18 protein-coding genes are annotated in these 25,760 nt (G+C 38.8%); 3 read left to right on the top strand and 15 right to left on the bottom strand.

Annotation, left to right across the window (positions count from 1 at the left end):
- Positions 1-198: 198 nt before the first annotated feature.
- From BK580_RS02735 to BK580_RS23475, 4 genes are all read right to left on the bottom strand, one after another.
- The gene (locus tag BK580_RS02735) at positions 199-756 is read right to left on the bottom strand and encodes a class D sortase (RefSeq protein ID WP_078378850.1); all 558 of its coding nucleotides are present in this window, start codon (positions 754-756) and stop codon (positions 199-201) included.
- Positions 757-768: 12 nt separating this feature from the next.
- Complete coding sequence (locus BK580_RS02730) at positions 769-1,707, bottom strand: processed acidic surface protein (protein ID WP_169864773.1); 939 nt, start codon at positions 1,705-1,707, stop codon at positions 769-771.
- A 563-nt stretch (positions 1,708-2,270) separates the two neighbouring features.
- Complete coding sequence (locus BK580_RS02725; protein WP_078378848.1) at positions 2,271-3,326, bottom strand: SEC-C metal-binding domain-containing protein; 1,056 nt, start codon at positions 3,324-3,326, stop codon at positions 2,271-2,273.
- A gap of 223 nt (positions 3,327-3,549) precedes the next feature.
- Entirely contained in the window at positions 3,550-3,699 is a 150-nt protein-coding gene (locus BK580_RS23475) for a YwzD family small protein (protein ID WP_169864770.1), read from the bottom strand.
- Between the two features lie 251 nt (positions 3,700-3,950).
- On the opposite strand from BK580_RS23475, the gene BK580_RS02720 reads away from it, so the two are divergent.
- Positions 3,951-4,376, top strand: a complete 426-nt coding sequence (locus BK580_RS02720) for a hypothetical protein (RefSeq protein WP_078378847.1) — start codon at positions 3,951-3,953, stop codon at positions 4,374-4,376.
- Positions 4,377-4,452: 76 nt separating this feature from the next.
- Here the strand turns inward: BK580_RS02720 and BK580_RS02715 are convergent, their stop codons facing one another.
- The 3 genes from BK580_RS02715 to BK580_RS02705 are packed head-to-tail and all read right to left on the bottom strand — an operon-like array spanning position 4,453 to position 10,837.
- Positions 4,453-6,138 (bottom strand): alpha-amylase family glycosyl hydrolase, encoded by a 1,686-nt coding sequence (locus BK580_RS02715; protein ID WP_078378846.1) that lies wholly within the window; start codon positions 6,136-6,138, stop codon positions 4,453-4,455.
- Positions 6,139-6,151: 13 nt separating this feature from the next.
- Complete coding sequence (locus BK580_RS02710; RefSeq protein WP_078378845.1) at positions 6,152-8,836, bottom strand: glycoside hydrolase family 38 N-terminal domain-containing protein; 2,685 nt, start codon at positions 8,834-8,836, stop codon at positions 6,152-6,154.
- A gap of 30 nt (positions 8,837-8,866) precedes the next feature.
- Entirely contained in the window at positions 8,867-10,837 is a 1,971-nt protein-coding gene (locus BK580_RS02705) for a fructose-specific PTS transporter subunit EIIC (RefSeq protein ID WP_078382615.1), read from the bottom strand.
- Between the two features lie 169 nt (positions 10,838-11,006).
- Here BK580_RS02705 and BK580_RS02700 point away from each other — a divergent pair, with 169 nt between their 5' ends.
- Positions 11,007-11,762: a MurR/RpiR family transcriptional regulator gene (locus BK580_RS02700; RefSeq protein ID WP_078378844.1), complete on the top strand. Its 756-nt coding sequence runs from the start codon at positions 11,007-11,009 to the stop codon at positions 11,760-11,762.
- Positions 11,763-11,805: 43 nt separating this feature from the next.
- Here BK580_RS02700 and manA read toward each other — a convergent pair whose 3' ends face one another.
- A complete protein-coding gene (gene manA / locus BK580_RS02695; protein ID WP_078378843.1) occupies positions 11,806-12,768 on the bottom strand; it encodes a mannose-6-phosphate isomerase, class I in 963 nt (320 codons plus the stop codon).
- A 194-nt stretch (positions 12,769-12,962) separates the two neighbouring features.
- Between manA and BK580_RS02690 the strand changes: the two genes are divergently transcribed.
- Positions 12,963-13,475, top strand: coding sequence for a hypothetical protein (locus BK580_RS02690; RefSeq protein ID WP_078378842.1), 513 nt, complete (start codon positions 12,963-12,965; stop codon positions 13,473-13,475).
- Between the two features lie 787 nt (positions 13,476-14,262).
- Here the strand turns inward: BK580_RS02690 and BK580_RS02685 are convergent.
- The 7 genes from BK580_RS02685 to BK580_RS02655 form a co-directional block, all read right to left on the bottom strand.
- Positions 14,263-15,300, bottom strand: coding sequence for a Gfo/Idh/MocA family protein (locus tag BK580_RS02685; RefSeq protein WP_078378841.1), 1,038 nt, complete (start codon positions 15,298-15,300; stop codon positions 14,263-14,265).
- Positions 15,301-15,333: 33 nt separating this feature from the next.
- Positions 15,334-16,092 (bottom strand): response regulator transcription factor, encoded by a 759-nt coding sequence (locus BK580_RS02680; RefSeq protein WP_078378840.1) that lies wholly within the window; start codon positions 16,090-16,092, stop codon positions 15,334-15,336.
- Positions 16,073-17,875: a sensor histidine kinase gene (locus BK580_RS02675; protein ID WP_078378839.1), complete on the bottom strand. Its 1,803-nt coding sequence runs from the start codon at positions 17,873-17,875 to the stop codon at positions 16,073-16,075. Before BK580_RS02675 ends, BK580_RS02680 begins: the two co-directional genes overlap by 20 nt.
- 408 nt (positions 17,876-18,283) lie before the next feature.
- Positions 18,284-19,558, bottom strand: coding sequence for an ABC transporter substrate-binding protein (locus tag BK580_RS02670; protein WP_078378838.1), 1,275 nt, complete (start codon positions 19,556-19,558; stop codon positions 18,284-18,286).
- Positions 19,559-19,630: 72 nt separating this feature from the next.
- The gene (locus tag BK580_RS02665) at positions 19,631-20,458 is read right to left on the bottom strand and encodes a carbohydrate ABC transporter permease (protein WP_078378837.1); all 828 of its coding nucleotides are present in this window, start codon (positions 20,456-20,458) and stop codon (positions 19,631-19,633) included.
- Complete coding sequence (locus BK580_RS02660; RefSeq protein WP_078378836.1) at positions 20,458-21,414, bottom strand: carbohydrate ABC transporter permease; 957 nt, start codon at positions 21,412-21,414, stop codon at positions 20,458-20,460. Before BK580_RS02660 ends, BK580_RS02665 begins: the two co-directional genes overlap by 1 nt.
- Before the next feature lie 1,238 nt (positions 21,415-22,652).
- Positions 22,653-25,619 (bottom strand): EAL domain-containing protein, encoded by a 2,967-nt coding sequence (locus tag BK580_RS02655; RefSeq protein ID WP_078378835.1) that lies wholly within the window; start codon positions 25,617-25,619, stop codon positions 22,653-22,655.
- Between the last annotated feature and the right edge of the window lie 141 nt (positions 25,620-25,760).

Raw genomic sequence — 25,760 nt, 5'->3', positions numbered from 1 at the left:
TAGCGTTTTGTGGAGACCCCACAGGCGAAGCCGAGGAGGCTCCACAAACGCCCTCTGGATAAGCGAAGCCTTGGGCGGAAATCAACAGCGGTGTTTAACAGAGTCCCCAAAAAAATCCGAACTAATGCAAAACTCTACTTAGAATTTCGCATAATAGTTCGGATTTTTCTTTAACAAATATTCTTTTGTCCCAGCCTCTTAACTATTGATTCGTACTGCCTCCACGACATATCGCTCAGGTGCACTGCCGATAAACCAGAATGGATAACAAGTAGTAATCGTTAACGTTTCTCTTGGCTTTGGGACAAGAACAGTATCATCATCTGCTGTTACAATCCTGATTTTTTTTATTTTGTAAATATAACTTTCTTGGGCCATTTCTATTTGCAAACTATCTCCTATTTCCAGTTCTCCAAGTCTTTTAAATACGGTATCTCGATGACCTGAAAGCACAATATTACCTTTTTCTCCTGGTAATTTACTGTTAGATACATGGCCAATTCCCTTCTTTAATTCTTCTTCTGAAACTCCATGATAAATGGGGATGCCCACTTCTAGCTTTGGTATAAATAGACTTGCAACTAAATCACCGCTCTCGAATTCTTTTTCTACTATAGCGATTTCTTGTGAGCGTTGTTTGTTCTTTTCTAATTTTTGTACAGCTGAATATCCTTCCCAAAAAGAAAGACCGCTTCCGACAAACAAAGCGGCCCCGACCAGAAAAAGGATGATGGATGTTATTCTCCATTTAGACATGATAATATAGTACTACCCTCTCTTTAAGGCACCTGTTTTCCGAAATAGTATACTAGCTAACACTACTAAAAACAGACCGCTAGCCATTCCAATTCCATATATCGATGCTGTATTTGGCATTCTATTATGGTAAAGTTCATTACTTAATTTTACTCCTAGTTTCCCAAGATTGATGAGCTCTTCACCGGTTTCCTGTACATAGGAAGGCGAGATAATTTGGTCACCCATTTTTGCAGTGGCCAAGAGTTCCCCTTCATTATTAAAGAGCTCAAGATGGACGATTTTCCCCTCTAACCAGCCTGGCTGCAGCATTTGTTCTTGGGTAACTGTTTCTTTATTCTCCCTATTCTCCATATGTAAGTTCGCCGTAACTTGAAAAGCATTCATAAAATCAGACCAAAGTGAAAAAATCTTCTCCACAGTGTTGGGTTCTTCTGCTAGCTTTTGCTCTAAAGATTGAAGCTCTGCTTGAAGATGTTCATTCGGAAGGCCGATAATGTGCTGAAAAATCAAACGAGCCTCCTCAGCCTTAAATCCAACTGAGACAAGGAAATCCTCTGCTCTCGCTACTTCATCTTCATGTGTCAAATAAAAATCAACTGCAATCTCAAGGTCCTCCAAGAACGTATAATCCTGTACCTTTTCACCAAATCTTGAAAGAAGGATCTCTAGTTCCTCTTCCGTTAGGTTGTAAGAATTGAGTATTTCATGAAGATTATCCTTATTTATCGGGGTACCTAGCTCCGACTGAAGATGATCAATATCTTTAAAATCGTCCAAACTTACCTCGTAAAATTTCAAATATGTATCGAGATCATGTCTTGTCCAGCTTATTTCCTTCAAATATTGGTCCACCTCTTTTTCTGTGGGAGCAGCAAGCACCACTACCGGTGAACCTATGATTGATAAAAATAAAATTAGCGTACAAATTGTTGCAACAAAACGCATCATCCAAAACGGCCTCCTCTTTCTCGTCGCATTCCTTTTTACTTGATTTTGAAAGTATACATTTTTGAAGTTTGCATACTCTATAGCTAGTTTTTGAGCATGTTTTTTGAAGGAGTAAAGCATACCTTCTCTAGTCGCTCAGCGATACTTTGCTTTTCTTACTAGCATGGACAATTTTTAGTGGAAATATGTAGGAGAAAATAGAAAAAAGAGCCCTAAAATACCGAAATGGTATTTTAGGGCTCTTTAGCTTTCTTATTAGTTGGTTAGCCTGAAAATAGGTGGGTTATTTGTTAAACTCCCTGTTGATTTCCGTGCCAGGTGTTCGCTTTCCGCGGGTGGTCTCGGGAGCCCCCTCGGCATAAAGGTGCCTGCGGGGTCTCCCTTCGACTCGCATTCCCGCAGGAGTCTCACACCCTGCACTCCAATCAACAGGGGAAGCAACTTTTAATCATGGCTTCCGTTTTAAGATTAATCACTAACAAGAGCGCCCCTGTTAATTTTGGTTGTTAATTTCCACTCCATCATAGTTTGCCAAAATTAGCAATGCACTTTAATATAATTTATTAATTTAATGCCGCTTCAAAGTCCTCTTTAAAGGTTTGAATGACTGGTTGTAATATTTCATCGAGCTTACGATAGGTAGAGGAAACACTTCCTGGTGAAATATTGAATTCCTCTCCAAGTGCTTTTTGGGTTTCTAGCTGTTCTTGCATAAAATGCACATCTAAGAAGTAAATTAACGCCGCTGCATAGTTAGGCTCATTGCGAATCGCCGGACTCTCTTTCATACAGTAGACCGACCATAGCATATGGGCAAACTCCTTGAATTTTTCAGGATACCTACGTTGATCTGCCGCCTTTACAAATAACTCTAATACCTTTTCCTGTGCCTCATTTTGCATGGGGAGCTCTTGAACATCTTTTTCGGTTAGTTCAAACTCAATCACAGCGCCGGCTAGCGTCGGGAACTGGGCACGCACGTATTCTGTATCTGCAGCGATACGTTCATTTTGTAATAACTCCTGGAGCTTCTCTTCAATCTTAATAGCCTCTAGTGTTCCACGTTCAAATGTCGACATAAAGACTACATTTGCTTCCTGGAATGGCACAAACATTCCCACAACTAATTCATTTTTACTTAAGGATTCGGCTCGCTCAATAAATTTGATTCTTACTTTTTCCTTCGTAAAATAATCCTCCATCGTATAGAAGTCTCCACGAACATTGGATACTTTGTAAACTGATGGATAGGCTAATTGCCATTTCTCTGCCCATTCTTTTACTTGGGGTCGAGAGAATTTACTCTCATTTGTTTGCACAAACTCTTCTACAATCGTTAACTTATTCGTTCTCTTCACTGTGAACATATACCATAAATGAACAAGCTCTTCATAAGCTTCCTGCTTTTCTTGTTCTAGTTGAAATTTATGTAAGAATTTTGTCGATTCCGCTTCTAACTCTCTAGCATATTTATCATAAGCAAAACGCATCATATCAATCTGCAGAGCCAACAACTCCGACTCCAACACTCGATCAAAACTCATATCCTGCTTTTTCTCACAACACTTCTTAAATTTCTTACCGCTTCCACAAAGACACGGCTCATTTCTTCCAATCATCCAATCACCTTACACCTTTTAAATAATCTAAGCTGCAAACCAACACATAATTAGTACCTTAAAAACGCAGCGACTCTCATTTTATCATACATTGTCGAAAGATGTAGGTGCCAGGCCAATAATGGGATTATATCCCATTATTGGCCTGGCACCACTTAGTAAAAATTACACATAAAAAACACTCCTACTAGTTTAGAAGCGTTCGTTTCTGACAATCTATTTATTATTTTATAAGCTGTTGCAGCTTTTCTCTCATTTCGTTTACAAGTTCTATCATGGAGATATTCTCACGTTCCATCCCTTGCTGGTAAGCATAGTGGAGGACCTTTATGATTTCATCCTGACTATCGATATTCTTATAAGGATCATTCATTTTCTTTTTATTCACCGCCTAATTAATTACAAATTATATATCCATTCTACTATATTTCTACAAAATGGCAAGAAAAAAGTAGTATTTTGTAATTTTACTAGATTTAATGGATAATTACAAAATAAATTAAAGAGAATTTTCTGATATCAAATCAATATTTATAATTCTACCCGAAATAGCAAACATATTGGCTATAATTTGCACAGCTCGTTTTATTTTAATATAGTTATTAATAGAGAGAAGGTGATGAGATGAAGTTGATAAAAAGATTACTTATCACTGTTATTATTCTTGGTGGTTTAGGCGCTGGTGTTTACTACCTTGTGTCTAAATTCATTGAGGAGAAGGCAGTTGAGTATGTTGAACAAGACTTACCTAATAGTAACGACCTAACAATAGCAAGAGAATATGTTGACAACTCCCCTAAATTGAAATCCTATCTATCTGAAGGAGCCACCGCTAATCTCGAAGAACTTCCCTTTCAAACACGTGAAGAAGCTACAAGAGTTATTATCCAAAAATTAAGCTTACAAGAGATACAATCTATCCAATCAAAAACATCAAACAATATGACGGAAGCTGAGATATTGGAGTTAGCTAGCACTTTTGAAGAGAAATTAACAGAAGAAGAACTATTAGCTTTGAAAGCAATTATTTATAAAGAGTTATATGAATAATAGAAACGACAAAAATACCAACGAAACTTTTTTAGTTCCGTTGGTACTTTTAGGTAAATAGAACTGACCCCTAATCTTATTTCACCCAAACAAATTCGTATGGGCCGAGTTCGATTTCGCCGGTGATTTGTTTGTTTTCTATTAGATTGGTTCCTTTTATACCTAGATTTATTGTTACTGGTTGTGAGTCTACATTCACCGCAAAATATACCGTATCACCGGTTTCTTCGTTTTCTCGCTTCAGCCCAAATACTTTCGAACCAAGTTCTAATACAGTTTGGTTTGCATAAGGAGAGAATGCTTTCTCCTGCTGCCTTACATTGATCATCCGTTTCAATCCATTGAAAATTGCGCTTCTTCGCGAGCACGTTTTTAACTCTTCCACTATCGTGTTGTACTCTAGCTTTTCACGATTAATACGGCGGTTAATACCAGATGTCTCTAAGCCTTCATAATCATTCTGTGACCCTAACAGAGAATGATAGTAGATTGCTGGTACACCCATGCAAGATAATAGGATAGAGTGAGCTGCTAGTAGCTTTTTAACTTGCTGCTCCTCTGTTACATCTTCTCCTTTATTCACCAATGCATCGGAATAATTAATGTTCAACTCATAGACCGTTTGTGTGCCGTCCGGATTAGCTTTGTAAGAAATCTTCCCGCCGTTTTCTTCCACCTTATTTGCTAGAAGCTGGCGCTCATCCTCAGACAATATACCTTCAGTCGGACGCATTCCGATGCCATCATGACTAGCCAAGAAATTAAAATAGGTCGCAGTATCAGAAACCCTACCTATTGTCTTTGCCCAGTTCGTGAGCTTCGTCGCATCATGTGTCGTAAAAGCAAACAATACTAATGGAGGAAGGGAGAATTGATACACCATATTCGCTTCATCCGTTCCAGCCCCAAAATAACTAATATTCTCTTGATGTGGCACATTCGTTTCCGTGATGATTTGCGTATGAGGTTGTAACTCTTCTAAAAGCACACGCCACAGTTTAATCACCGCATGTGTTTGCGGCAAGTGAATACTTGTGGTACCAGATTCCTTCCATAGAAACCCAATTGCATCTAAACGAATGCTTGTTCCACCTTGATACACATAGGATACTAGGATATCCGTCATTTCTTTGAGTACAGGAAAATGAGCTACATTTACATCTACTTGATCCTCACTAAAGGTTGTCCAAGCAGTTTTGACGCCATTTCCACTCTCATATTCATGAAAAAGTGAAGATGTTCGCGGTCGTACAACTTGAGAAGCATCAAATTTGTCATCACGAGGGATAAAATACTCTGCATATTTGGGTTCATCTGCTAAATACCCCTGAAACCAATCACTTGATTTTGAGATGTGATTCGCTACAAAATCGTACATCAAGCGGTAATCGCGGGAAAACGTCTTAAGATTGTTCCAGTCCCCTAACTCCGGATGAATTTTGCGATAATCAGTCACAGAAAATCCATCATCAGAAGTGTACGGGAACATTGGCAACAAGTGAACATCTGTAATCGTTTGCCCAACCTCGTTATTCAAGAACCTTTGCAAGGTTTCAAGGGTCGGAACTCCAGCTTCATAAATGCTATCGCCGTATGTGATGAGGTAGATATTTTCTTCAGAAACTGGATTGGTTGTTTTCCAATACTTCGTCTTCCAAGTCTCAATTAGCGAGATTATTTCCTGTAAATACTGCTGCTCATACTTCGCCCCGTAAATTTCCTTCAACAATGCTTCTATTTTCTGATTACGCTCTAAAGTCATAACACATCATCCTTTATGCTAGTCTAAGGGTTACGTATCCTTTGGCTGGAATTGCAATTTCCCCATCTACCTTTTGTAGTTCTGCTTCGTATAAATTAGTTTCAATCTGTTCTTTAAAATAGGGAGATATAACTGTAAAATACTGCTCTTTTTCTGTTGGGTTAAAAAAGCGCACGATGACACCCGACCCCTCATATGCCTGCTTACATGTGCTCACAAATATTTCCTCATGTTCAATGGAAAAAAGAGAGGTAGAAGCCGGTAATTCTTCAATTGGCTGTGGTAATTCAAAACGCTCTAATCGTTCTTCAAAAGTATTTAAAACTTGATTTTGATACGTGTCATAATGGCTTCGATACTGATCTGTTAATTGAAAAAGTTCATTTGCTTGTAAGGCATCACCATTCAATGAAATGGCGTACTCAAACGTCATCTTTTTCTTCAATTGCGCATCAGGAGTTTGAACGACCTTGTTATTGATTCCTGAAGCACGGCCTGGTCGCCATAATAGGTTATCTTTTCCAAGCAAACCTACACTTCGAAACAAAGTAAGCGCGAGCTCGTTCGTTTCCGTTAGAACCTCGTATTCTTTTATTCCTTTTGTAACAGTAGCAAACGTTGTTGATTTTTCTGAAACTGCCACAAAATTCTCTAATGGATAGATTGGTACTGGTGCTTCTGCGAATTTGTTTTCACGCCAAGTTTCTAAATACGGATTCACGACAGGGCGCTTAATCATACTAAACGCTTGATCCGCATAAGAATGCTCTATTTGTTTAATCCCAGTAGCTAGTAGTACTCGAATTCGATGGTCCTCACATGTGTTATCGATCTCATGTTCCACACGCACAAGTGCTTCTCCTTGATGAAGTTCAAAGGTTGTATAGATTTCTAATTTAGATTTTTCTTGATTGCTCTCTGGAGTATCGTTAACCGTCCTTGAAGCTAAATTACTAGGAAGTTCCACTGTAGATTTCACAGTCATCCTTTCAACTAGACTATCCTTCTCAACAGACAAAAGCTCCATCTCTTCTATAAAAATCGGAGTATCTCCCTTTAATGGCGAAAAATCATAAGAATCCCCTGCATCAGCAACATTCTCAAAGCGCAAGAAATTTTCCAATCGCTGCATCGCCCCCTTATTATCCAACAAAAGCTTTCCACCCTCATAGCTCACCTCAAAAAACTCATTAGCAACCTTACGCTCGTTGCTAGTTGACGATAACTTCAGTGCCTGACCCCTATTTTCTACAATAATAAATGTAGCGTAGCCCATGGCTGGGAGGTCTTTGATGTTTACGTTGAGTTCTGTGCGGTAATAGCCTGGTACTTCGACTTCTTTTTCGCCGTCCGCTGTAACGACGATTTGCTTACCGCCACTTAGGTATTCTTGTGAACGAATGGTGTAGGCAAGTTCTTCACCCGCTTTTGTACTTAAGCTGAAGCTTGGTTCTTTCGTGAACACAACCGTCTCAAGTAACCCGTTGTATGCTTTCACATTTGTGTTAAAGAATACAATAACGTTGTCTTGACCGAGTTGCTTGCTTATTGCTCTCGTCATTTGCTTCTTTATGATGTTGATCAAACCATCGGCTATGCGCTCCACTTTTTCCAAGCGAACGATAATGTCGCGATTCGTATCATCTGAATTACAACCACCGATGCTATCATGGGCATGCACGTCAAAGAGCATTTTCCACATTTGATCAAGCCAGGTTTGTGGATATTTCAGTCCAAACGATTTCCCTAGCACAGCTAACGGTTCTAGAATATATAGAATCTTATTTTCTACTTCATAGTTTAATTTTTTCAAATCGTAGCGCTGGGAACGAATCGTATTATGAATACGTGATTTTTGAGAAGCGATTAACTCACCTTCTATTACGTTCTCAAAAGCTTCTCCATCCTTTTTCCACGTTTCCTGCATAAAGGCCTCAAAATCAGATAATACATATTCATGCGTCGGATCTAATTCATTTAATTCTTTTACCGTATTAGGAAAATGGTCACGAACTAACACTTGATCTCCACCAGCTGGTAGCAGGACATTATTTGTACGCTGATTCATATCGCCTAATGTCTCTAACAAAGGCAATAAACGCTCCTCTACATATGTCTCATCCGTGGACAAGAACTTCCCAGGACCATAACCAAAGTAAATATTATTTGCCTTCACCGTTTTTCCATCTGGAGACTTCCATGTGAAATTCAAGTCTCCATTCAACTGGTCGGTATATATGCCGCGCTGTAAAATACTATAATCAATTCCGAAGTCTGCAAACATTGATGGTAGATACATATTTTGACCAAAGATATCAGGAAGATAGCCAACATTCATGCTATGCCCCATTTCTTTTGCCATCCGAGTTCCATACAATAGATTGCGAATCACAGACTCTTTATTGACGAGCAATGTATCTGCCTGAGTATACCAAGGCCCAACAAAAATCCGTTTCGCAGCAACGAGCTTTTGTAAACGCTCGCGCTGTTCTGGACGAATTTTTAAATACTCATCAACAATCGACATTTGAGCATCAAAGACGTAACCATGATATTCTTCATCTTTTTCTAATACATCCATTAAATAATCCATATTTTCCACTAATAGTACATTGGAATCCTCTATGGTAAAATACCACTCTCGATCCCAGTGGGAATGTGGTACAACGTATACTTTCTTTTGCTTTTGTTTAGTCATGAAGTTTCCCTCCAATTACTTGGATTGCTTTTAGCTTACTGCTTTTCGTTCTTTTCGCTTCAATAAGGCATAACGGATGAAGATGTTAGAGAAAGCAATGAATCCTGCCCCTACTGCTAAACCGATTAAATATGCCCAAACATTTTCTACTAATGGCCAGCCCCAAATTGCTGGTAATGGATACCATTGAACTGCCCCAAGGATAACAGCTGTACACGCACCTAAGATTGCTCCCATGATGTTTAATGGAATAGTTAGTAATGGATTACGAAGCATAAATGGAATCGCACCTTCACTAATTGCAATGAATCCTAAAAGCAAAGAAGTGTTCCCTGCAACTCGTAAATCCGCTTCGAACACACGGCGTCCTACCACATAACGATCGATGACCGTTGCTAGTCCTAACCCAATTGGTGGGATAACAATTGCTAGCACACGTGCGGTTAATGGGAAAATTTCATCGGCTGCTAGTCCAATTGCAATCGCACCAGCTGCTTTATTAATTGGTCCACCTAAGTCAAAAGCAGTTGCTCCTGCAATAATAGAAGATAAGAATAATGCTCCAGAACTTTCTGCTGCAGCTATTACATTTGTTAACCAAACATTTAAAGCCCCAAATACTGGATCAACAAAATAAAAGTTCATGAAGAATACGGACAACACACTAATTGCCGGAATAAGTAACATCGGCTTCATAGCTTGGAAATTTTTATTTAACTTAATTTTTTCATTTGCTATTTTCGAAACATAACCTGCTGTTAAACCTAGAACTAACGCTCCTAAAAAGCCAGAAGCTACTCCACCTTCGACACCCCAGAAGGTAAAATGTAATCCTGCGGCAAATGCCCCTCCAATAAAACCTGACACTATACCTGGACGATTTGCTAACGCATACGCGACAAAGGCACCAAACACTGGATACATAAACTTAAAGATCATGCCTCCGAATTTATCTAAATGATGAAGAATCACGAGTAATTGATTAGAGTGTGTGGCATACTCTAGCTGATTTATTTCTTGGACTAGTCCAAACGGCATCGCTCCTAATTTTGCAATACCAATCATCAACCCTGCAGAAACGATTACCGGAATCATATACGAGATACCTGTCAAAATGGCTGCTGCCAACTCTGAGAAAAAACCTTTCTTTTCCTCCTTCGTTTCAGAAGCCTCCTCATTTACGTTAACGGTTCCATCTGGATTTTCTAAAACTTTCGTAATCATTGCTTTCGCTTCACGTAATGGTTGGGCTACTTTCGTACGAATAAATGGTAAACCGTTGAAGCGCTCCATTCCTTTAGGTGCAATATCTGTTGCAAAAATTACAGCGTCTGCCTCTTTAATTCGGGCAGCTAAATGCTCATCTTCTATTCCGTTCGCGCCTTGCTTTTCCACTAATACCTCCACACCTAGTTCACGGCCCGCTTTTTCTAAAGCCTCTGCCGCCATATAAGTGTGGGCAATGCCAGCTGCACAAGCTGTAATCGCTAATACCTTTTTCTTTGGTCCATCCCCAATTGGAGTTGCCGATACTTTTTCCTGCTCTATCTCATCCAGCGCAACTAGGAAACTCTCCGTATTATCTGCTGCATATAAGCGTTTTAAGTAATTAGGGTTCATTAAACGAGTGCTTAATTCAGACAACAACCTTAAGTGGGTACTTCCCGCCTCTGTGTCAGGAATAGCAAGTAAAAATACTAATTTTACTTGGTTATTAGGATCGATACTTTCCCAATCGGATACAGGTGTTCTCAGCTTCGCTACTGCAAATGCAGCTTTTTTTACTACGTTTGACTTTCCATGAGGAATCGCCAACCCAGCTTCCATTCCAGTAGGAGAAAGTTTCTCTCTATCTAATACTGCCTGTAAAAATATTTCTTTCGAATCAATGTTGCCATTTTTATATAAAGAATCTACTAAGCTTTCAATTACTTGTTCTTTTGATGACCATTCTTTGTCAAAAAAGAGCAAATCTTTATCTGTCATTATCTTTAGTTCCATCATGACACCTCATTCCACCTTCTCGGAAATTTGAAAGCGGTTCCTAAAATCGCTTACATATATGTTTTACCATACAAAGCCATACTATTATTGTACACTCCATGTACAATTGTACGGATTGATGTACAATAGCAAGTAAATGCGATTAGTAGAAAAGGATGAAAGAATAATGGGAAGAGTTATTGAGCGTTTTGCCAATTCCGTTCCAGCGTTAAGCCACTCTGAAAAGCACGTTCTCTATTACATTGAAGATCACTTAGATTCCGCTAAAAATCTGCCTTTAACAGAGCTTGCTGAACGGAACAATGTAAGTACCACTACCATAGTGAGAATGTGCCATAAGCTTGGTCTCGAAGGATTTACGGAATTAAAATACATATTGAAAACATTGGATGAGGATCATATTCCAAGCGATGAAAATATCATTAGCCGTCACCACCAAGATATCAATGGGATGTTGGGACAATTGAGGATTGAGGATATTAATGAGCTCACTTCGCATATCGTACGCGCTGAAAAAGTCATTATTGTAGCAGTCGGATTATCAAAAATGATGGGGGAATACTTTAGCAAGCTACTCATGCAAGTGAACAAGCCCACCTTCTATGTATATGAATCACATATTATCGATCTATTAACGAATATGGTTGGAAGAAACGATCTCGTCATTTTCATTTCTTCGAGTGGAGAAACACAAACAATCTTAAAAATTGCCGAAAAACTAAAATATCATAACACCAACACAGCAGCCATCACAAATACCATAGACAGCCAGCTAAATAAACTTGTAAGCGCCTCACTAAGTGCCAATGTCGAACGAGTAAAATTTGCCGGCTACGACCTAACCGCAAGATCCACCCTCCTCATTCTAATCGACATCATCTTCGAATCCTACCTCATGCAAAAATTAAGGAAAAAAAAGTAAAACGGTGCCAGGCCCCGTTTTACTTTTTCTTCCTCATTTACTTTTAAGGGTGAGACACCACTACTTCAATATTGCCTTTCACTTCAAATTCCCCAATACCACTTGGCAGAATAAAGTGATCACCTTTTTGAAGCTGGTAGCTTCCACCAGTCGTAAGAAGCTCTCCTTCTCCTTCAATAACACTTGCGATGAGGAAATGCTTGTTCTGTTCCGCTTTAAAATTCGCTTGCACATTCCATTTATATACCGTGAAATACTCTTCCTCTACATAATTTGTTACCGTCGCACCTTCTAATTCCTTTACTTTTGGAGCAACATTCACATTCTCATGAGGAATCGTAGATACAGCAATTGATTTCTCAATATGCAACTCCCTTTCATTACCTTCTTTATCTCTACGATCATAATCATAAACGCGGTATGTCGTATCCGAGCTTTGCTGCGTCTCTAGAATCAACACTCCTGCACACAAAGCATGAATCGTTCCACTTGGCACATAAAAGAAATCACCAGGCTGTACTTTCACACGAGTTAATAGCTCATCCCACTCACCATTTTCAACCTTCGAGACAAACTCTTCTTTCGTTTGCGCAGTATGCCCAAAAATAATTTCTGCTCCATCTACACAATCAATCACATACCAACATTCTGTTTTTCCTAGCTCACCATTCTCATATGTATTAGCATACTCATCGTTAGGATGAACTTGTACAGAAAGATCTTGATTAGCATCTAAAATCTTCGTTAATAACGGAAACTTATCGCTTGAATGATTACCGAAAAGCTCATGTTTTTCCGTATAAAGTTCACCTAGAGACTTACCTGCAAATGGACCATTCTTTACGATGCTTTGTCCATTCGGATGGCCAGAAACAGCCCAACACTCCCCAGTCAAATTCGAGGGAATCTCGTATCCAAACTCCGTCGCAAGCTTCGTTCCTCCCCAAATACGCTCCTGAAAAACAGGCTCCAAAAAAATCACATCTACACCCTCAACCTTACTCACATATACCACCCCGAATTCAATAAATAAACCAAATAATATCAAAAACAGTATAACAGAAAAACACCTGATTTTGAAAAATAGGGCTAGGAACCATTTTCCCTATATTAACCTGCTAACTGCGGATGACAACCTATACACTTAGCTTTTTATTGCATATTTTAGTGAATGGAGGATTTAGAAAGAGGTGAATTTTCATGTCCTTATATTTCGAATGGAGAAAAAGTTGCGGCTGTCGAGTGCCATGTAATTGTGATACGTCTCCCAAAAGTAAGGAGCCTAGATATTATTTTAGCCAAACAAAACAAACCATAGAGATTCCAGCCGATGCTAGTGTAGAAGTGCTGAAACTAGATGTTGTGATTAAGCTCCCCCTCGAAAAAGTTAAACTAGATTCCGTGATAAGCACTGTTGTGAAGACTGGGGAGGCTTCTGAATATAGTTTTCATACTGAATTTTCCTTATGGAGAAATGACACATTAATAACAACTGAAAACTATGCCGCTATAAAACAACTAGGTCAAGACACAGAAATTAAAACACTTATGAATACAGTCTACCTATCATGGACAGACTTCATTCTTACTCCTGGTTCATATACCTATAAGGTTAAAGCGAGACGAATAGAGACAAGCGAGACCAATATCATGGAGATATCCGCTAACGACCGGGCACTAAATGCAATCGTATTCCATGCGGGTAGCGCGTAAGAAATCCAAAGAAGCTAGCTATGGCAACTAGAAACACTGAAATACATTCTTACTCAGTAAAAAAATCCCCAAAAGACAGCTCAGAAGTGCCTTTGGGGATTCCTATCTAGAATATAAAGATGTATCAGTAAAACCTACAATCAACCTCTTCAACAAAATCCCCAACTCCCCCAAATTAAAAATACTAATATAGCGAAATTTAAACGAACGTTTGATTAAATCAAAATGGAAATGTAGAAGTTGCAAGTGGTTCAGCACTTTTTTTAAAAATTAACTTTAAAAAAAGGATTTTCAAGAAACTATTAACGATCAATAAATTCAGCTCGAAAATCAAAATCGCGACAACCTTTGAGCATTATAGTTTAGTATTTTTGTTAGATTAAAGGCAAGAACATGAAAGAATATAATGCTAATTCGCTGGAAAATTGAAGTCCTTTACATAAACCTCCATTTTTCACAAAATTAAAATACTAACATAGCAAAATTTAAACAAACGTTTGATTAAACCCAAATGGAAATGTAGAAGTTATAAGTGATTCAATACTTTTATAAATAATTAACTTTAAAAAAAGGATTTTCAAGAAAATATTGTTCCTATAAAATATCCTCCAACACATGATATTACAGCAACTATTTCGAAGTACTTTAAGTGGTACCCTGAGGATGAAAAATTTCAAAACAACTAACTGCTCCCTCGTACATTATGTCAACCTAACACTCCCCTACCCCGCTTCATTACTAAAAAAAGAGAAATGGTGCTGGCACCATTTCCCTCACCACTCACAATTTAGACCTTAATACTTACGCCCGTTTCACTACTACGGTATATAGCATCAATGATTTGTGATACTTGCATGGCTTGTTCGGGCTTGACGATTAGTTCTTCTAGTCCTAGGCAGCTATTGATGAAGTTTAGGGCTTGCGGGAGGCTTGGGTCGTCTTCGCCTGGAACCCAACTTGCTTCTGTGTTTAATAGCATGCCATGTTTCATTTGGTTCAAGCTAAAAGGAAACAGGTCGACACCCCCGTCAATACCAGAGATACTAACACTTTCCTCGTCGTCCTTTATGTTTGCGGACCAAGAAGTCTCAAATAACATCGAAGCGCCGCCTTCGAATTTTATGTAGGCTGTTACATGGTCATCCACTTCAAACGTCTCATGATCGAAGCTTCCCCATTGATTCACTTGACCAGGTATCTTGCTTAGCTCGTTGTAGGTAGTCCCAAGCACTTCAATTGGCTTTGGATTTCCAAGTAACCATAACGACAAATCTAGTAAATGGCAGCCGTAATCGATTAAGCTTCCGCCACCTTGAAGTTCTTTGTTCGTGAATACGCCCCATCCAGGTACCTTGCGACGACGCATTCCTTTCGCACGAGCGACGATTGGCTTGCCGATTTCATTTTCCACGACCAGTCGCTTCGCAGCAATCGATTCCTTCATGAAGCGATAATGATACGCGATTGCTAATTGCTTGCCTGACTTTTCAGAAGCAGCAATCATTCTTTCACATTCATCCGGTGTCATCGCCATCGGTTTTTCGCAAAATACATGTAAGCCCGCATCTAGTGCTGCAATCGTGATCTCGGCGTGAAATTTATTTGGTGTACAAATCGTGACTGCGTCTACTTCACTAAACATATCCGCATAATGTGCATACACCTTCTCGATTCCAAACTTCTCGGCAACAAGCTTAGCCGTTGCTTCATTTACATCACTAATCGCTTCGATGACAACTTTATCTGCTAATTTTAAAAAAGTAGGAATGTGACGACCTTGCGCAATTCCACCTACACCGATAATCCCCATACGTAACTTTTCCATCTTCCTGCACCCCATTTATTCATTTTCTAATCGTTATCTTGAGAGTGTACTCCGATATTCATTCGGAGTCTGTCGCGTGAATTTTTTAAATACCTTACTAAAATACTTTTCATTTTGATAGCCGACATGATAGGCTACTTCGTAAATTTTCACATGTGGCTTAGCGAGAAGCTCCTTCGCCTTTTCCATTCGAATTCTCGTAATATAGTCGGTAATGGTTTCGTGATATTGTTGTTTGAATTTCCGTGAAATATGCTCTCTACTTAAGTAAAAACGGTCCGCAATTTCTTGAAGTGTGATTTCCTGCTGGTAATTGGTTCGCAAATATTCTTCAATTTGCTGCATGCTATTCAATTCATTTTGGGAAGATAGCAATCCAGGTTCACCAGACGCCACCGACGACCTTCTAGCAAGGGCTAACTCCTTCCAATTATTCACCGCTCGCTCCAGCGTCTCATTCAATATATCAGGATCAATTGGCTTTAAGATATAGTCGAAGCTCTTATAATAAATAGCATTGCGCATAAAAGCATAATCATCATAGCCACTAACCACGATAGTTATACTGTTTATTCCAGAAGCATCGATCCACTTTAAAAGACTAATTCCATCCATCTTTGGCATGCTCATATCGGTAAATATAATCTCAGGACGGTGCTCGGTGATAAGTGCGATGGCTTCTTCTCCATCCTCTGCCTCCAATATGGTATCAATTCCATTTTGTTTCCAATCACCCAAGAGGAGCAGTCCTTCACGAACATGCTTCTCATCGTCAATGATGATCGCTTTCATCCCTTTCACCCCCTGCACCAATCGGTAACTTGAGCCGAACCTTGAACCCACCAGCTGCATCATTTTCTAATCGCATAGAAGCCGCTCCATCATAGTACAGCTGCAATCGCACATAGACATTCTTTAAGCCAATATTAGTCCTTTCTTCATCTTTAAGCGTATTTCCTTCTTCAAAATAGCGATAAATTTCTCGTAAGCGTGCATCCGTCACTCCAACCCCATTATCACGGATCGTAAGAAGAAGCGTAGACTCTTCTATTTTACCTACCACCTTGAGTTTTCCTACTCCTTCTCTGATATCAAAACCATGCTTAAAGTAGTTCTCAATAATAGGCTGGAGAATCATTTTTGGCACTAATACATTCATCGCCTCATCTTCAACATCCAACTCGTATTCTAGGTGATCGCCAAATCGTTCTTTTTGCAGTAAAAGAAAGGCTTTCATATAATTAATTTCTTTTTTTAGTGGCACCATATCCTCGTCCATATTCATACCGTATCGCATTATTTTCGAAAGATGTGTCACAAGTGTATAAATTTGTGGCACATTATTTTTTAAAGCAACGGTTCCAATCGACTGTAAGGCATTATAGAGAAAATGTGGATTTAACTGTGATTGAAGCACTTTTAATTGGTTCGTTTTATTTTCAATTTCTAGCTTGTACTCCCGATTAATAAGCTGGTTAATTTTCTCCATCATTTGCTTAAAACGATATCCTAAAATACCTATTTCATCCGTTCCAAGAGACGGAAACTGAACCTTCATATTCCCTTCCTCTACTTGCTGAATGTTCCGCATAAGCACACGAATAGGAGAAGTTATTTTAAAAGAAACAAAAAGCGTCGCCATGATTACGAGGCACAACCCTACAACCCCGAACATTATATTAATTTTCGTTACAGCAAAGGCATTTTCATACAAGGTCGTGTAGGGAACGCGCTTCACTATCACCCAGCCCCCAACGGAAGCCTGTGTTCGATCGTACATCATAACTCCTTGAAATTCATCATTCTCCCATTCCATCGTACCATGGTCCACATTAGATTTCATGACCGCATCTATCCATTTTTGCTCCCCTTGCTCGTGCTTGGCAAACACTTCCACATCCGAGCTATAAACCAACTCACCTGTGGAGGATAAAATAAAGAATTCCTCTGTTTCCTTATTGTAGAGGTTTTCACTTAACTCTAAAATACGCTCTGATGCTATCTCTACCGTAATAAAAGCTAGCACTTTTTCGGAAGGGACATTAGTTAAAACACGATGGAGATATAACGTATTTTTACCTTTATGTGCTTGAGTACCGTCCAAATACATATTAAACGGGCTCAGCTGGGCACGACGATAAGAATTTTCAAATACCGAGTTATTAATACGACTAGAGAATACAACAGTAGATCGTTTTGAAGCCGTAATGCTCCGTTCATCTTCAGCAAAGTAAATTTCGACCCGCTTGATATTATCTTCAGCATAAAGAATCGACTGCAGAACATTTTTTACGATTCCAATTGTTAAATAGTTGTCTTCTTTATCAGGTGATCTCATGAAGTTGATAAAATCCGGATTATTATATAGGGAAAGGGTTAATCCGTTGAGGTCATTAAGATAGTTTTCAAGATTGATTTTCCCTTGGTAAAGGAGATTACTATTTTCTTGTACGACTAGGTCTTTGAATGCTTCTTTCGTATGGTAATAGGTGATGATGATGGATGTGCCAAATGGCAGAATTGTGATTAGAAGTAGTAGTACAATTAGCTTATTTCGAATACTTTTTTTAAACATACTGTACCCCCACCTTCTGCCTTGATCTATCTTTAGTAAGTAAAGCTGCCATGAAAATATAAGGTGACCCATTTGAACGCCCTGTGGATTTCCGTGCCAGGCGTTCGCTTTCCGCGGGGCGCTTGTGGAGCCTCCTCGGCTTTGCCTGCGGGGTCTCCACAAAACGCTACTTCCCGCAGGAGTCTCACGCCTTGCACTACAATCCACAGGGGAGACGGGGGAAACTAGACGGTCCACTTTTTCATTATCCATGGTGCGATTTTTCTTTGTATTGGGGTTTCTGTTAATCTTAGGTGTCGTTTTCCGCTCCAATCCAATCAATCGTGTCGAAATCAATAATGAGCTTTTACATAATCTTAGTATAAGCAGAAAGCATGCCTATGAATAGACATGCTTTCTTTTTTGAGGTTATTTTAGGTTATCCCATGTGCTTTGGAATCGTTCTAATACTGTGTCATAGTCGATTCTTCCGGCTGCGTATTCTTGGATAGTTGCTGCGAATTCTTTATTTGCTCCGTCTGGCCACATGAACCAAGTCCAAGGAATTGTTTTGTCCTCTTTGGAGTATTCAAGAATCGATTGACCAAGTGCACCTAAGCCAGCTGGTTCAATGTTATCGAATGCCGGAATGAAGGCGAACTCTTCTGTGATAAAGCGCTGTCCAGTTTCAGAGGAAACCATCCAGTTTAAGAATGTTTTCGCTTCTTCTAAATTCTCGGAGTTTTTATTTAATACCCAGTTATTCGGAACGCCTACTGGTAAGCGATCTGCTGATGCATCATCACTGATTGGAATCGGTAAAAATGCCATGTCCATGTCAGGGTTCACTTCATAAATCATGTTTTCAGTCCAGTTACCTTGCTGAAGCATAGCAGTTTTTCCTGATGCAAATTGTGTTACTTGTGTATTGTAATCCGTTGTTAATGGATTGCTGTTACCAAAATTAATCTCTGTATCTAGTACTTCTTTAAATTTAATTAATTCTGCATTACCAACAATTTTTTCAGATCCATCATAAAGACCAGCGATGAATGCTTCTGGATCAGGCTGCTGAGCAAACCCGATGTTTAGTAAATGCTGTCCAATAACCCACCATTCGCCATAACCAGCTGAGAATGGCGTGATACCTTCTGCTTCAAGCTTTTTCGCAGCTTCTTTTAATTCAGAAATCGTTGTTGGAGGCTCTGTGATACCCGCCTGTTCGAAAAGGTCTTTATTGTAAATAAATCCATAACCCTCAAGGTTTACTGGCATACCATATAGCTTACCATCTTCTTCGTCTGTCATTGGAACTTTTCCGATTGGTAATACATGCTCTGCCCAAGGCTCATCAGATAGATCAGCTAAATGCTCTTTCCAAAGCTCTAACTCTTTGAATCCACCATTGTTGAAAATATCCGGATGCTCACCTGAAGCAAATTTCGCTTTTAAAGCTGCACCGTAATCCGCTCCACCACCAACTGTTTCTAGCTTAACTTTGATGTTTGGATGCTCTGCTTCGAATTCTTTAATCATTTCCGCTAATTGATCAGCAATTTCTACTTTAAATTGGAAAAAGTTTAAGGTAACGACGTCATCCCCAGATTTCCCTGTGTCGTCCTTAGAAGAATTATTACTTGAACAGCCTGCAAAGATTCCCGCTACAAGTGACAGTGATAGTAAAAGAAGTATAAAGCGTTTCATTGTAGTGCCCCCCTTGAAATTATGATTAATTTTTATATAAACTTTTGATTCTGTAAAGCTTGGAATCTAAGTTTACTTAACAGATCCAGCGGCAATCCCCTTAATGATATGCCTTTGTAAAAATAAGAAGAAAATAATGACTGGCGAAATCCCTAATACAAGTGCTGCGAGCCCCATATCCCACTGTTTCGTGTATTGTGCGAAGAATGAGCTTGTTGCAAGTGGGATTGTTCGTAATTCCGCACTTTGTAGCACAAGTAATGGTAGAAGATAATCATTCCAGATCCAAAGCGTGTTTAAAATGATAACTGTTACAGTAATTGGTTTTAGTAATGGAAAAACTATTCTCCAAAACACACCAAACTGACTACATCCATCAATTCTTGCTGCTTCCTCGATTTCAAGTGGTACTGTTTTGACAAAACCATGGTAGAGGAATAAGGATAATGGTACACCAAAACCAAAATACATAATAACAATCCCAGGAATACTATTAATCAGACCTAATGTCCCGCCAAGCTTCATCAATGGGATCATTACCGTTTGGAACGGAATAACCATTGCAGAAACGATTAGGATAAATAATATTTTACTAAACTTCCCTGGTGTCCGAACCATTTTCCAGGCCGCCATCGAGCTAATGACGACGATCCCGATATTACTAAACACGGTTATCAGGAGTGAATTCCAAAATGCTCGTGGAAACTGGATAATTTCCCACACCTTTGCGTAGTTCGCAAACAGAATCTCCTGTGGCAATGCAGCTGCATCAATTAAAATCTCACTAAAGCTTTTGACCGAATTAATTAGCACAAAGTAAAAGGGAATGAGGAAAATGAGACCAAGTACTATTCCGAAAATTTCCAACAAAAATGTCCGCTTCGTATATTTTTGATTCATTATGCCTCAACCTCCCTCTTCTTCGTCGCCATTACTTGGAACGTTGTAAATATCGCCACGACTACAAAGAAGATAATCGCCTTCGCTGTCCCTAAACCATAACGGTTATTTTGGAAAGCCTCTGAGTAAATATTAATCGCAACTGACTGTGTTGAGTTGAAAGGCCCTCCTCCAGTTAACGAAAGGTTCAAGTCGAATATTTTAAAGGCCATCGATATAGTTAAGAAGAAACAAATCGTAAATGCCGGTAAAATTAATGGAATAATAATTTTCGTGACAAGTGTGAAATTGGAAGCGCCATCAATTCTCGCCGCTTCAAGTAAGGAGTTATCAACTCCTTGTAGCGCAGCAATATAGATGATCATCATATAACCACTAATTTGCCAAGCAAACACAATCACAATTCCCCAAAATGCTGTTGTTTCATCCCCAAGCCATGGTAGCTTGAAAAAAGATAGATTCGTCGCTTCACCTACCGACGCGAACCCTCTCACAAAAATAAACTGCCAGATAAACCCTAGTAGTAACCCCCCGATAACATTCGGGATAAAAAATACCGTTCTCAATATATTTTTTGTCTTCAATGCTGCGTTTAATAACAACGCTAAACCAAAACCAATAATATTACTTATAATAACTGCCGCAAACATAAATTTTGTTGTAAACAAAAAGGAATCATAGAATATCTTATCATTCGTAAATATCCTCTTATAGTTATCCAAACCTACCCATTCCACTACAGAGCTAACACCATTCCAAGAAGTAAAAGAATAGTAGACTCCCATAAGGAAAGGAACAATCTGAATCACCAGGAAGAAAAGCAATGCTGGTCCAACAAACGCAGTATACGCTAAAATACTCTTCCACTTCAGCTTTCTCTTAGGCTTGCCATCCACAATCTTCACCTTCGTGCCCACATTACTCTCACCTAACCCAGACTCTACTTTTGTCTCCATCCCATCCCCACCGCCTTTTGTAACCGCTTTCTTACATTATATGCGCTCGTCTTGTTATTTAAGGGCTCCTCAATTGATTGTTTAGGTGCATTATATTGACTGAATATTTTTTAAATACACCATGAACAAAAGTGCAAGCACGAGTTAATCCTTATAGGTTACGTTCTGATCGTTCTCTCTTTTTCGGTGTTGAGGGCACGATTACGCCCTGATCGTTCCCTCTTTTTCTCTTTTTCCGTTTTTGAGGGCACGATCACGCGCTGATCGTTCCCTATTTTTCTCTTTTTTCGTTTTTGAGGGCACGATTACACGCTTATCGTTACCTCTTTTTTTCTTTTTTCGTTTTTGAGGGCACGATCACGTGCTGATCGTTACCTCTTTTTCTCTTTTTTCGTTTTTTGAGGGCACGATCACGTGTTGATCGTTCCCCCTTTTTCTCTTTTTTCGTTTTTGAGGGAACGATCACACGCTGATCGTTCCCTCTTTTTCTCTTTTTTCGTTTTTGAGGGCACGATCACGCCCTGATCGTTCCCCCTTTTTCTCTTTTTTCGTTTTTGAGGGCACGATCACGCGCTGATCGTTCCCTCTTTTTCTCTTTTTTCGTTTTTGAGGGCACGATCACGCCCTGATCGTTCCCCCTTTTTCTCTTTTTTCGTTTTTGAGGGCACGATCACGCGCTGATCGTTCCCTCTTTTTCTCTTTATTCGTTTTTGAGGTAACGATCACACGCTGATCGTTACCTCTTTTTCTCTTTTTTCGTTTTTGAGGGCACGATTACACGCTTATCGTTACCTCTTTTTTTCTTTTTTCGTTTTTGAGGGCACGATCACGTGCTGATCGTTCCCTCTTTTTCTCTTTTTTCGTTTTTTGAGGGCACGATCACGTGTTGATCGTTCCCTCTTTTTCTCTTTTTTCGTTTTTGAGGGCACGATTACACGCTTATCGTTCCCCCTTTTTCTCTTTTTTCATTTTTGAGGGCACGATCACACGCTGATCGTTCCCTCTTTTTCTCTTTTTTCGTTTTTGAGGGCACGATTACACGCTGATCGTTCTCCCTTTTTCCAGGCTCTTTGATGGTACGATTATAAATTATTACTACTATAAATCCCGTTCCCAATATCACTAAGGACCTATACTAGACTTTCAAAAAACTTATACCGAATAACTATCCACAAATAAATGAATTATATAATTTCCACACAAAAAAAGGGTACCCTACCAAGGGCACCCATTTTCACCTATTCATCCTTCAATCTCTCTAAAAACTCCCACATATCCTCTTTCACCACATTAGTTCCAGGAAGAATGTTGCTACCCTTCAACTGAATAGCAACGCGATTGAGAATACCAGTTAGTTCTGCCCGTTCATTATCGGTTACGATAAATTCGACCCCATAGTAATAAAAAGCATCAGGTCCTTCATCCTTCCAGACGATTTTTCCTAAATTGGATCTGGTTTCTCCCAAGATGGTTGTTTGAATAGAAATGATTAAGTCTGGACGAACAGGGAATTGAATGTTGGAGATAAAGCGTAGTCCACCTACTCCAATATTCTCCACCACGATACCCGCCTTTCCAAGCTGAACATCCTTACCTTTAATTTGTTTAATGGTTAATTCCCCTCGTAGCTGATGTGGAAAATCAATTCTAAAGAATTGTCTTCGATCAGTAGCAGGACGCATGTCCTTCGCTTTCTGAGGCAGTAACTTTCTCATCTCCAGCATATCCGTAAATTGGGAGACTGGCACTGGTTTACTAAAAATATACCCTTGAATAATGTCACAATTTTTTTGCTTCATAAAGTGGAGTTGGCCTTCTGTCTCGACACCCTCTACCACAACCTCAATTTCTAACTCTTTTGCGATGATAAATAAGGATTCAAGGATGATTGCATTCTTCCTATTAGTCTCTACATCCTTAACAAAAGAGCGATCTACTTTTAATACGTCAATCTCTAGCTCCGCAAGTCTTGTCATAGAAGAATAGCCAGTACCGAAATCATCTAATGCCACTTTAAGTCCTAGCTTTCTAAGATCCTTTACCGTCCTAAGTACGAACTCTGGATTATGCAAAAAGGAGCTTTCAGTAATTTCTAGCTCAATGAAAGTCGGATCTACCCGATATTTTTCTATCGCTCTCTTTATCTGTTGAAAATAATTTTTCCGTAAAAATCGTTGTGGAGATACATTGATGGATATTGGTACAAGTGGCACGCCTTCTAGTGTCCAAGTGTTAATTTGTTTTAGTACTACTTCCATCACATAATCGCCAATTTCATTAATCATACCCGTTTCTTCTGCAATCGGTATGAATTCACTTGGTGAAAGAAGACCCCAAATCGGATGTTCCCAACGGATTAACGCTTCTGCACCAACAATTTGATAAGTTTGAGCATGTACCTTTGGCTGAAAATAAACAATAAATTGCTTTTCCTTTAATGCCTTGTGCATGTCTCGTTCGATAGTAAATTGCTGATAAGTTTTTACATTGATATTAGGAGTATATATTTCAAAATAATTTTTCCCTAACTCTTTTGCACGATACAGAGCAACATCCGCATGCTTCATCAGAGTCTCCTCTGTTTCACCATCAATTGGAAAAACACTGATGCCAATACAAGCTGTAAGAAATAGTTCATAATCCTCCACAAAAATAGGCTCTCTTAAATGCTGAATCAATTCTTTAGCAACACTCTTTATTGTTTCAATCTTATCTACACCTTGGTAGAGAATAATAAATTCATCTCCGCCAACTCGAGCTACAAAGTGCCCGTCTTCCTGATAATAGGATAATCGATCTGCCATTGCCTTTAATACAAGGTCACCAACAGGATGACCCAATGTATCATTTATATATTTAAAACGGTCTAAGTCAATATAGAGAACAGCAAAGCTTTGTTCACTTTCTTCATAGTTTTGAATTAGAAAGTCCATTTCCTCCTTTAACATTCTCCGGTTTGGAAGATCTGTTAAATAATCATGGTTGGCTAGATAATTTATTTTTTCTAAAAGCATTTTATGTTCGGTTATATCAGTAACAAATCCATTTACTCTGATGACGTTATTATTCTCATCGAATATAGGATTAATCCTGTCCTTCACCCATTTAATATCGCCATCAGGTGAAACGATTCGATATTCTTGTTCGACAGGCTTCCCTTTCGCTATTATCTTCTGGTTTTCATTAAATTGAGCTAAATCTTCATCTAAAATAAGATCTTTCCAAACCTTTTCCTTCCGATGAAACTCTTCTTTCCCCACACCACTTATCCGTTCTATACCATCAGAAAAAAACAAGAATTCATTGGCAACATAATTATAGGACCATATTCCAAGTTCTAAGCTATCATAAACGTCCTTCGCTTCTTGTTCTTTATCCTTTAGTTTCGTTTCTAATCTCTTCGTTTCCGTTATATCCATCAGCGTCCCCAGATAGTGCGAAGGTTCTCCTGTATCTGAATAAACAATATCTGCATAAATGAAAAGATGGACAATCCTGTTACTTGGGGTGATAAAACGAAGTTCTAGCTTACCATTTTTTGCATTAGTAAAAGTTTGATTAAGGCGTTGTCGAAACATTTCTTCATCATCAGGATGTACCATACTTAAAAAGGCTTCAAAGTTAAAGCAACTTTGTTTACTATTTTCAATGCCAAGAATATCAAATGCTTCACTTGACCACGATGCCTTTTTTGAAGAAATATCAAATTGCCAACTACCTATTTTGGCGCTTTCCTGCATTAATTCTAGATAGGTTTTTACAGAGCTCAATTCTTCCTTTGTCTTCATTTCTTTGTCGATATTTCGGATAACCACATAAATTCCGACTAAATCTTTATGTTTATCTAAAATAGGCACACATATAACGCTAATATCTATGACTGATTTGTTTTTATGTATCATTTTCGTTTCAAATGTTAAGGATTTTCCTTTAAAAACTTTATGAAAATTACTCCATACATGATCTACACTTTCAGTAGGAATATATTTTTTAAAATCCCCTAGTAATTCCTTTTGATTATAACCATATTGTGATTTTACATGTTTATTACTTCTCACAATCACACCATCTGCATTTATTAAAACAACTGGATATGGGTGATGATCAAAAATGGAATGAAAAAAATGTTCTTCAAGTAAATGCTCATGCTCAAGGTTACTAGTTTTTTTAGCTTGATCCTTTGTTATCCATTTAAGTATTTTCACCCTGCTATCCTCCTATTAAATCTATTTCCCGCTAAAATATTACAATTAATAGTACTATAATAGTAGTTTTTTACAAATTTTGCAATTGGAAAATATATCTTCTTTCATGGTTCTTATAGCATATTTTACAACAAAAACTTA

This window comes from Sutcliffiella halmapala (assembly GCF_002019665.1).
Taxonomy (GTDB): domain Bacteria; phylum Bacillota; class Bacilli; order Bacillales; family Bacillaceae_I; genus Sutcliffiella_A; species Sutcliffiella_A halmapala.
This window is presented reverse-complemented; position numbering and strand designations above follow the sequence as displayed.

What these genes read in the sequence shown, in the direction of transcription:
- BK580_RS02735 (WP_078378850.1), bottom strand. Translation starts at nt 756, where the DNA reads ATGTCTAAATGGAGAATAACATCCATCATCCTTTTTCTGGTCGGGGCC.
- BK580_RS02730 (WP_169864773.1), bottom strand. Translation starts at nt 1,707, where the DNA reads ATGATGCGTTTTGTTGCAACAATTTGTACGCTAATTTTATTTTTATCA.
- BK580_RS02725 (WP_078378848.1), bottom strand. Translation starts at nt 3,326, where the DNA reads ATGATTGGAAGAAATGAGCCGTGTCTTTGTGGAAGCGGTAAGAAATTT.
- BK580_RS23475 (WP_169864770.1), bottom strand. Translation starts at nt 3,699, where the DNA reads ATGAATGATCCTTATAAGAATATCGATAGTCAGGATGAAATCATAAAG.
- BK580_RS02720 (WP_078378847.1), top strand. Translation starts at nt 3,951, where the DNA reads ATGAAGTTGATAAAAAGATTACTTATCACTGTTATTATTCTTGGTGGT.
- BK580_RS02715 (WP_078378846.1), bottom strand. Translation starts at nt 6,138, where the DNA reads ATGACTTTAGAGCGTAATCAGAAAATAGAAGCATTGTTGAAGGAAATT.
- BK580_RS02710 (WP_078378845.1), bottom strand. Translation starts at nt 8,836, where the DNA reads ATGACTAAACAAAAGCAAAAGAAAGTATACGTTGTACCACATTCCCAC.
- BK580_RS02705 (WP_078382615.1), bottom strand. Translation starts at nt 10,837, where the DNA reads ATGGAACTAAAGATAATGACAGATAAAGATTTGCTCTTTTTTGACAAA.
- BK580_RS02700 (WP_078378844.1), top strand. Translation starts at nt 11,007, where the DNA reads ATGGGAAGAGTTATTGAGCGTTTTGCCAATTCCGTTCCAGCGTTAAGC.
- BK580_RS02690 (WP_078378842.1), top strand. Translation starts at nt 12,963, where the DNA reads ATGTCCTTATATTTCGAATGGAGAAAAAGTTGCGGCTGTCGAGTGCCA.
- BK580_RS02685 (WP_078378841.1), bottom strand. Translation starts at nt 15,300, where the DNA reads ATGGAAAAGTTACGTATGGGGATTATCGGTGTAGGTGGAATTGCGCAA.
- BK580_RS02680 (WP_078378840.1), bottom strand. Translation starts at nt 16,092, where the DNA reads ATGAAAGCGATCATCATTGACGATGAGAAGCATGTTCGTGAAGGACTG.
- BK580_RS02675 (WP_078378839.1), bottom strand. Translation starts at nt 17,875, where the DNA reads ATGTTTAAAAAAAGTATTCGAAATAAGCTAATTGTACTACTACTTCTA.
- BK580_RS02670 (WP_078378838.1), bottom strand. Translation starts at nt 19,558, where the DNA reads ATGAAACGCTTTATACTTCTTTTACTATCACTGTCACTTGTAGCGGGA.
- BK580_RS02665 (WP_078378837.1), bottom strand. Translation starts at nt 20,458, where the DNA reads ATGAATCAAAAATATACGAAGCGGACATTTTTGTTGGAAATTTTCGGA.
- BK580_RS02660 (WP_078378836.1), bottom strand. Translation starts at nt 21,414, where the DNA reads ATGGAGACAAAAGTAGAGTCTGGGTTAGGTGAGAGTAATGTGGGCACG.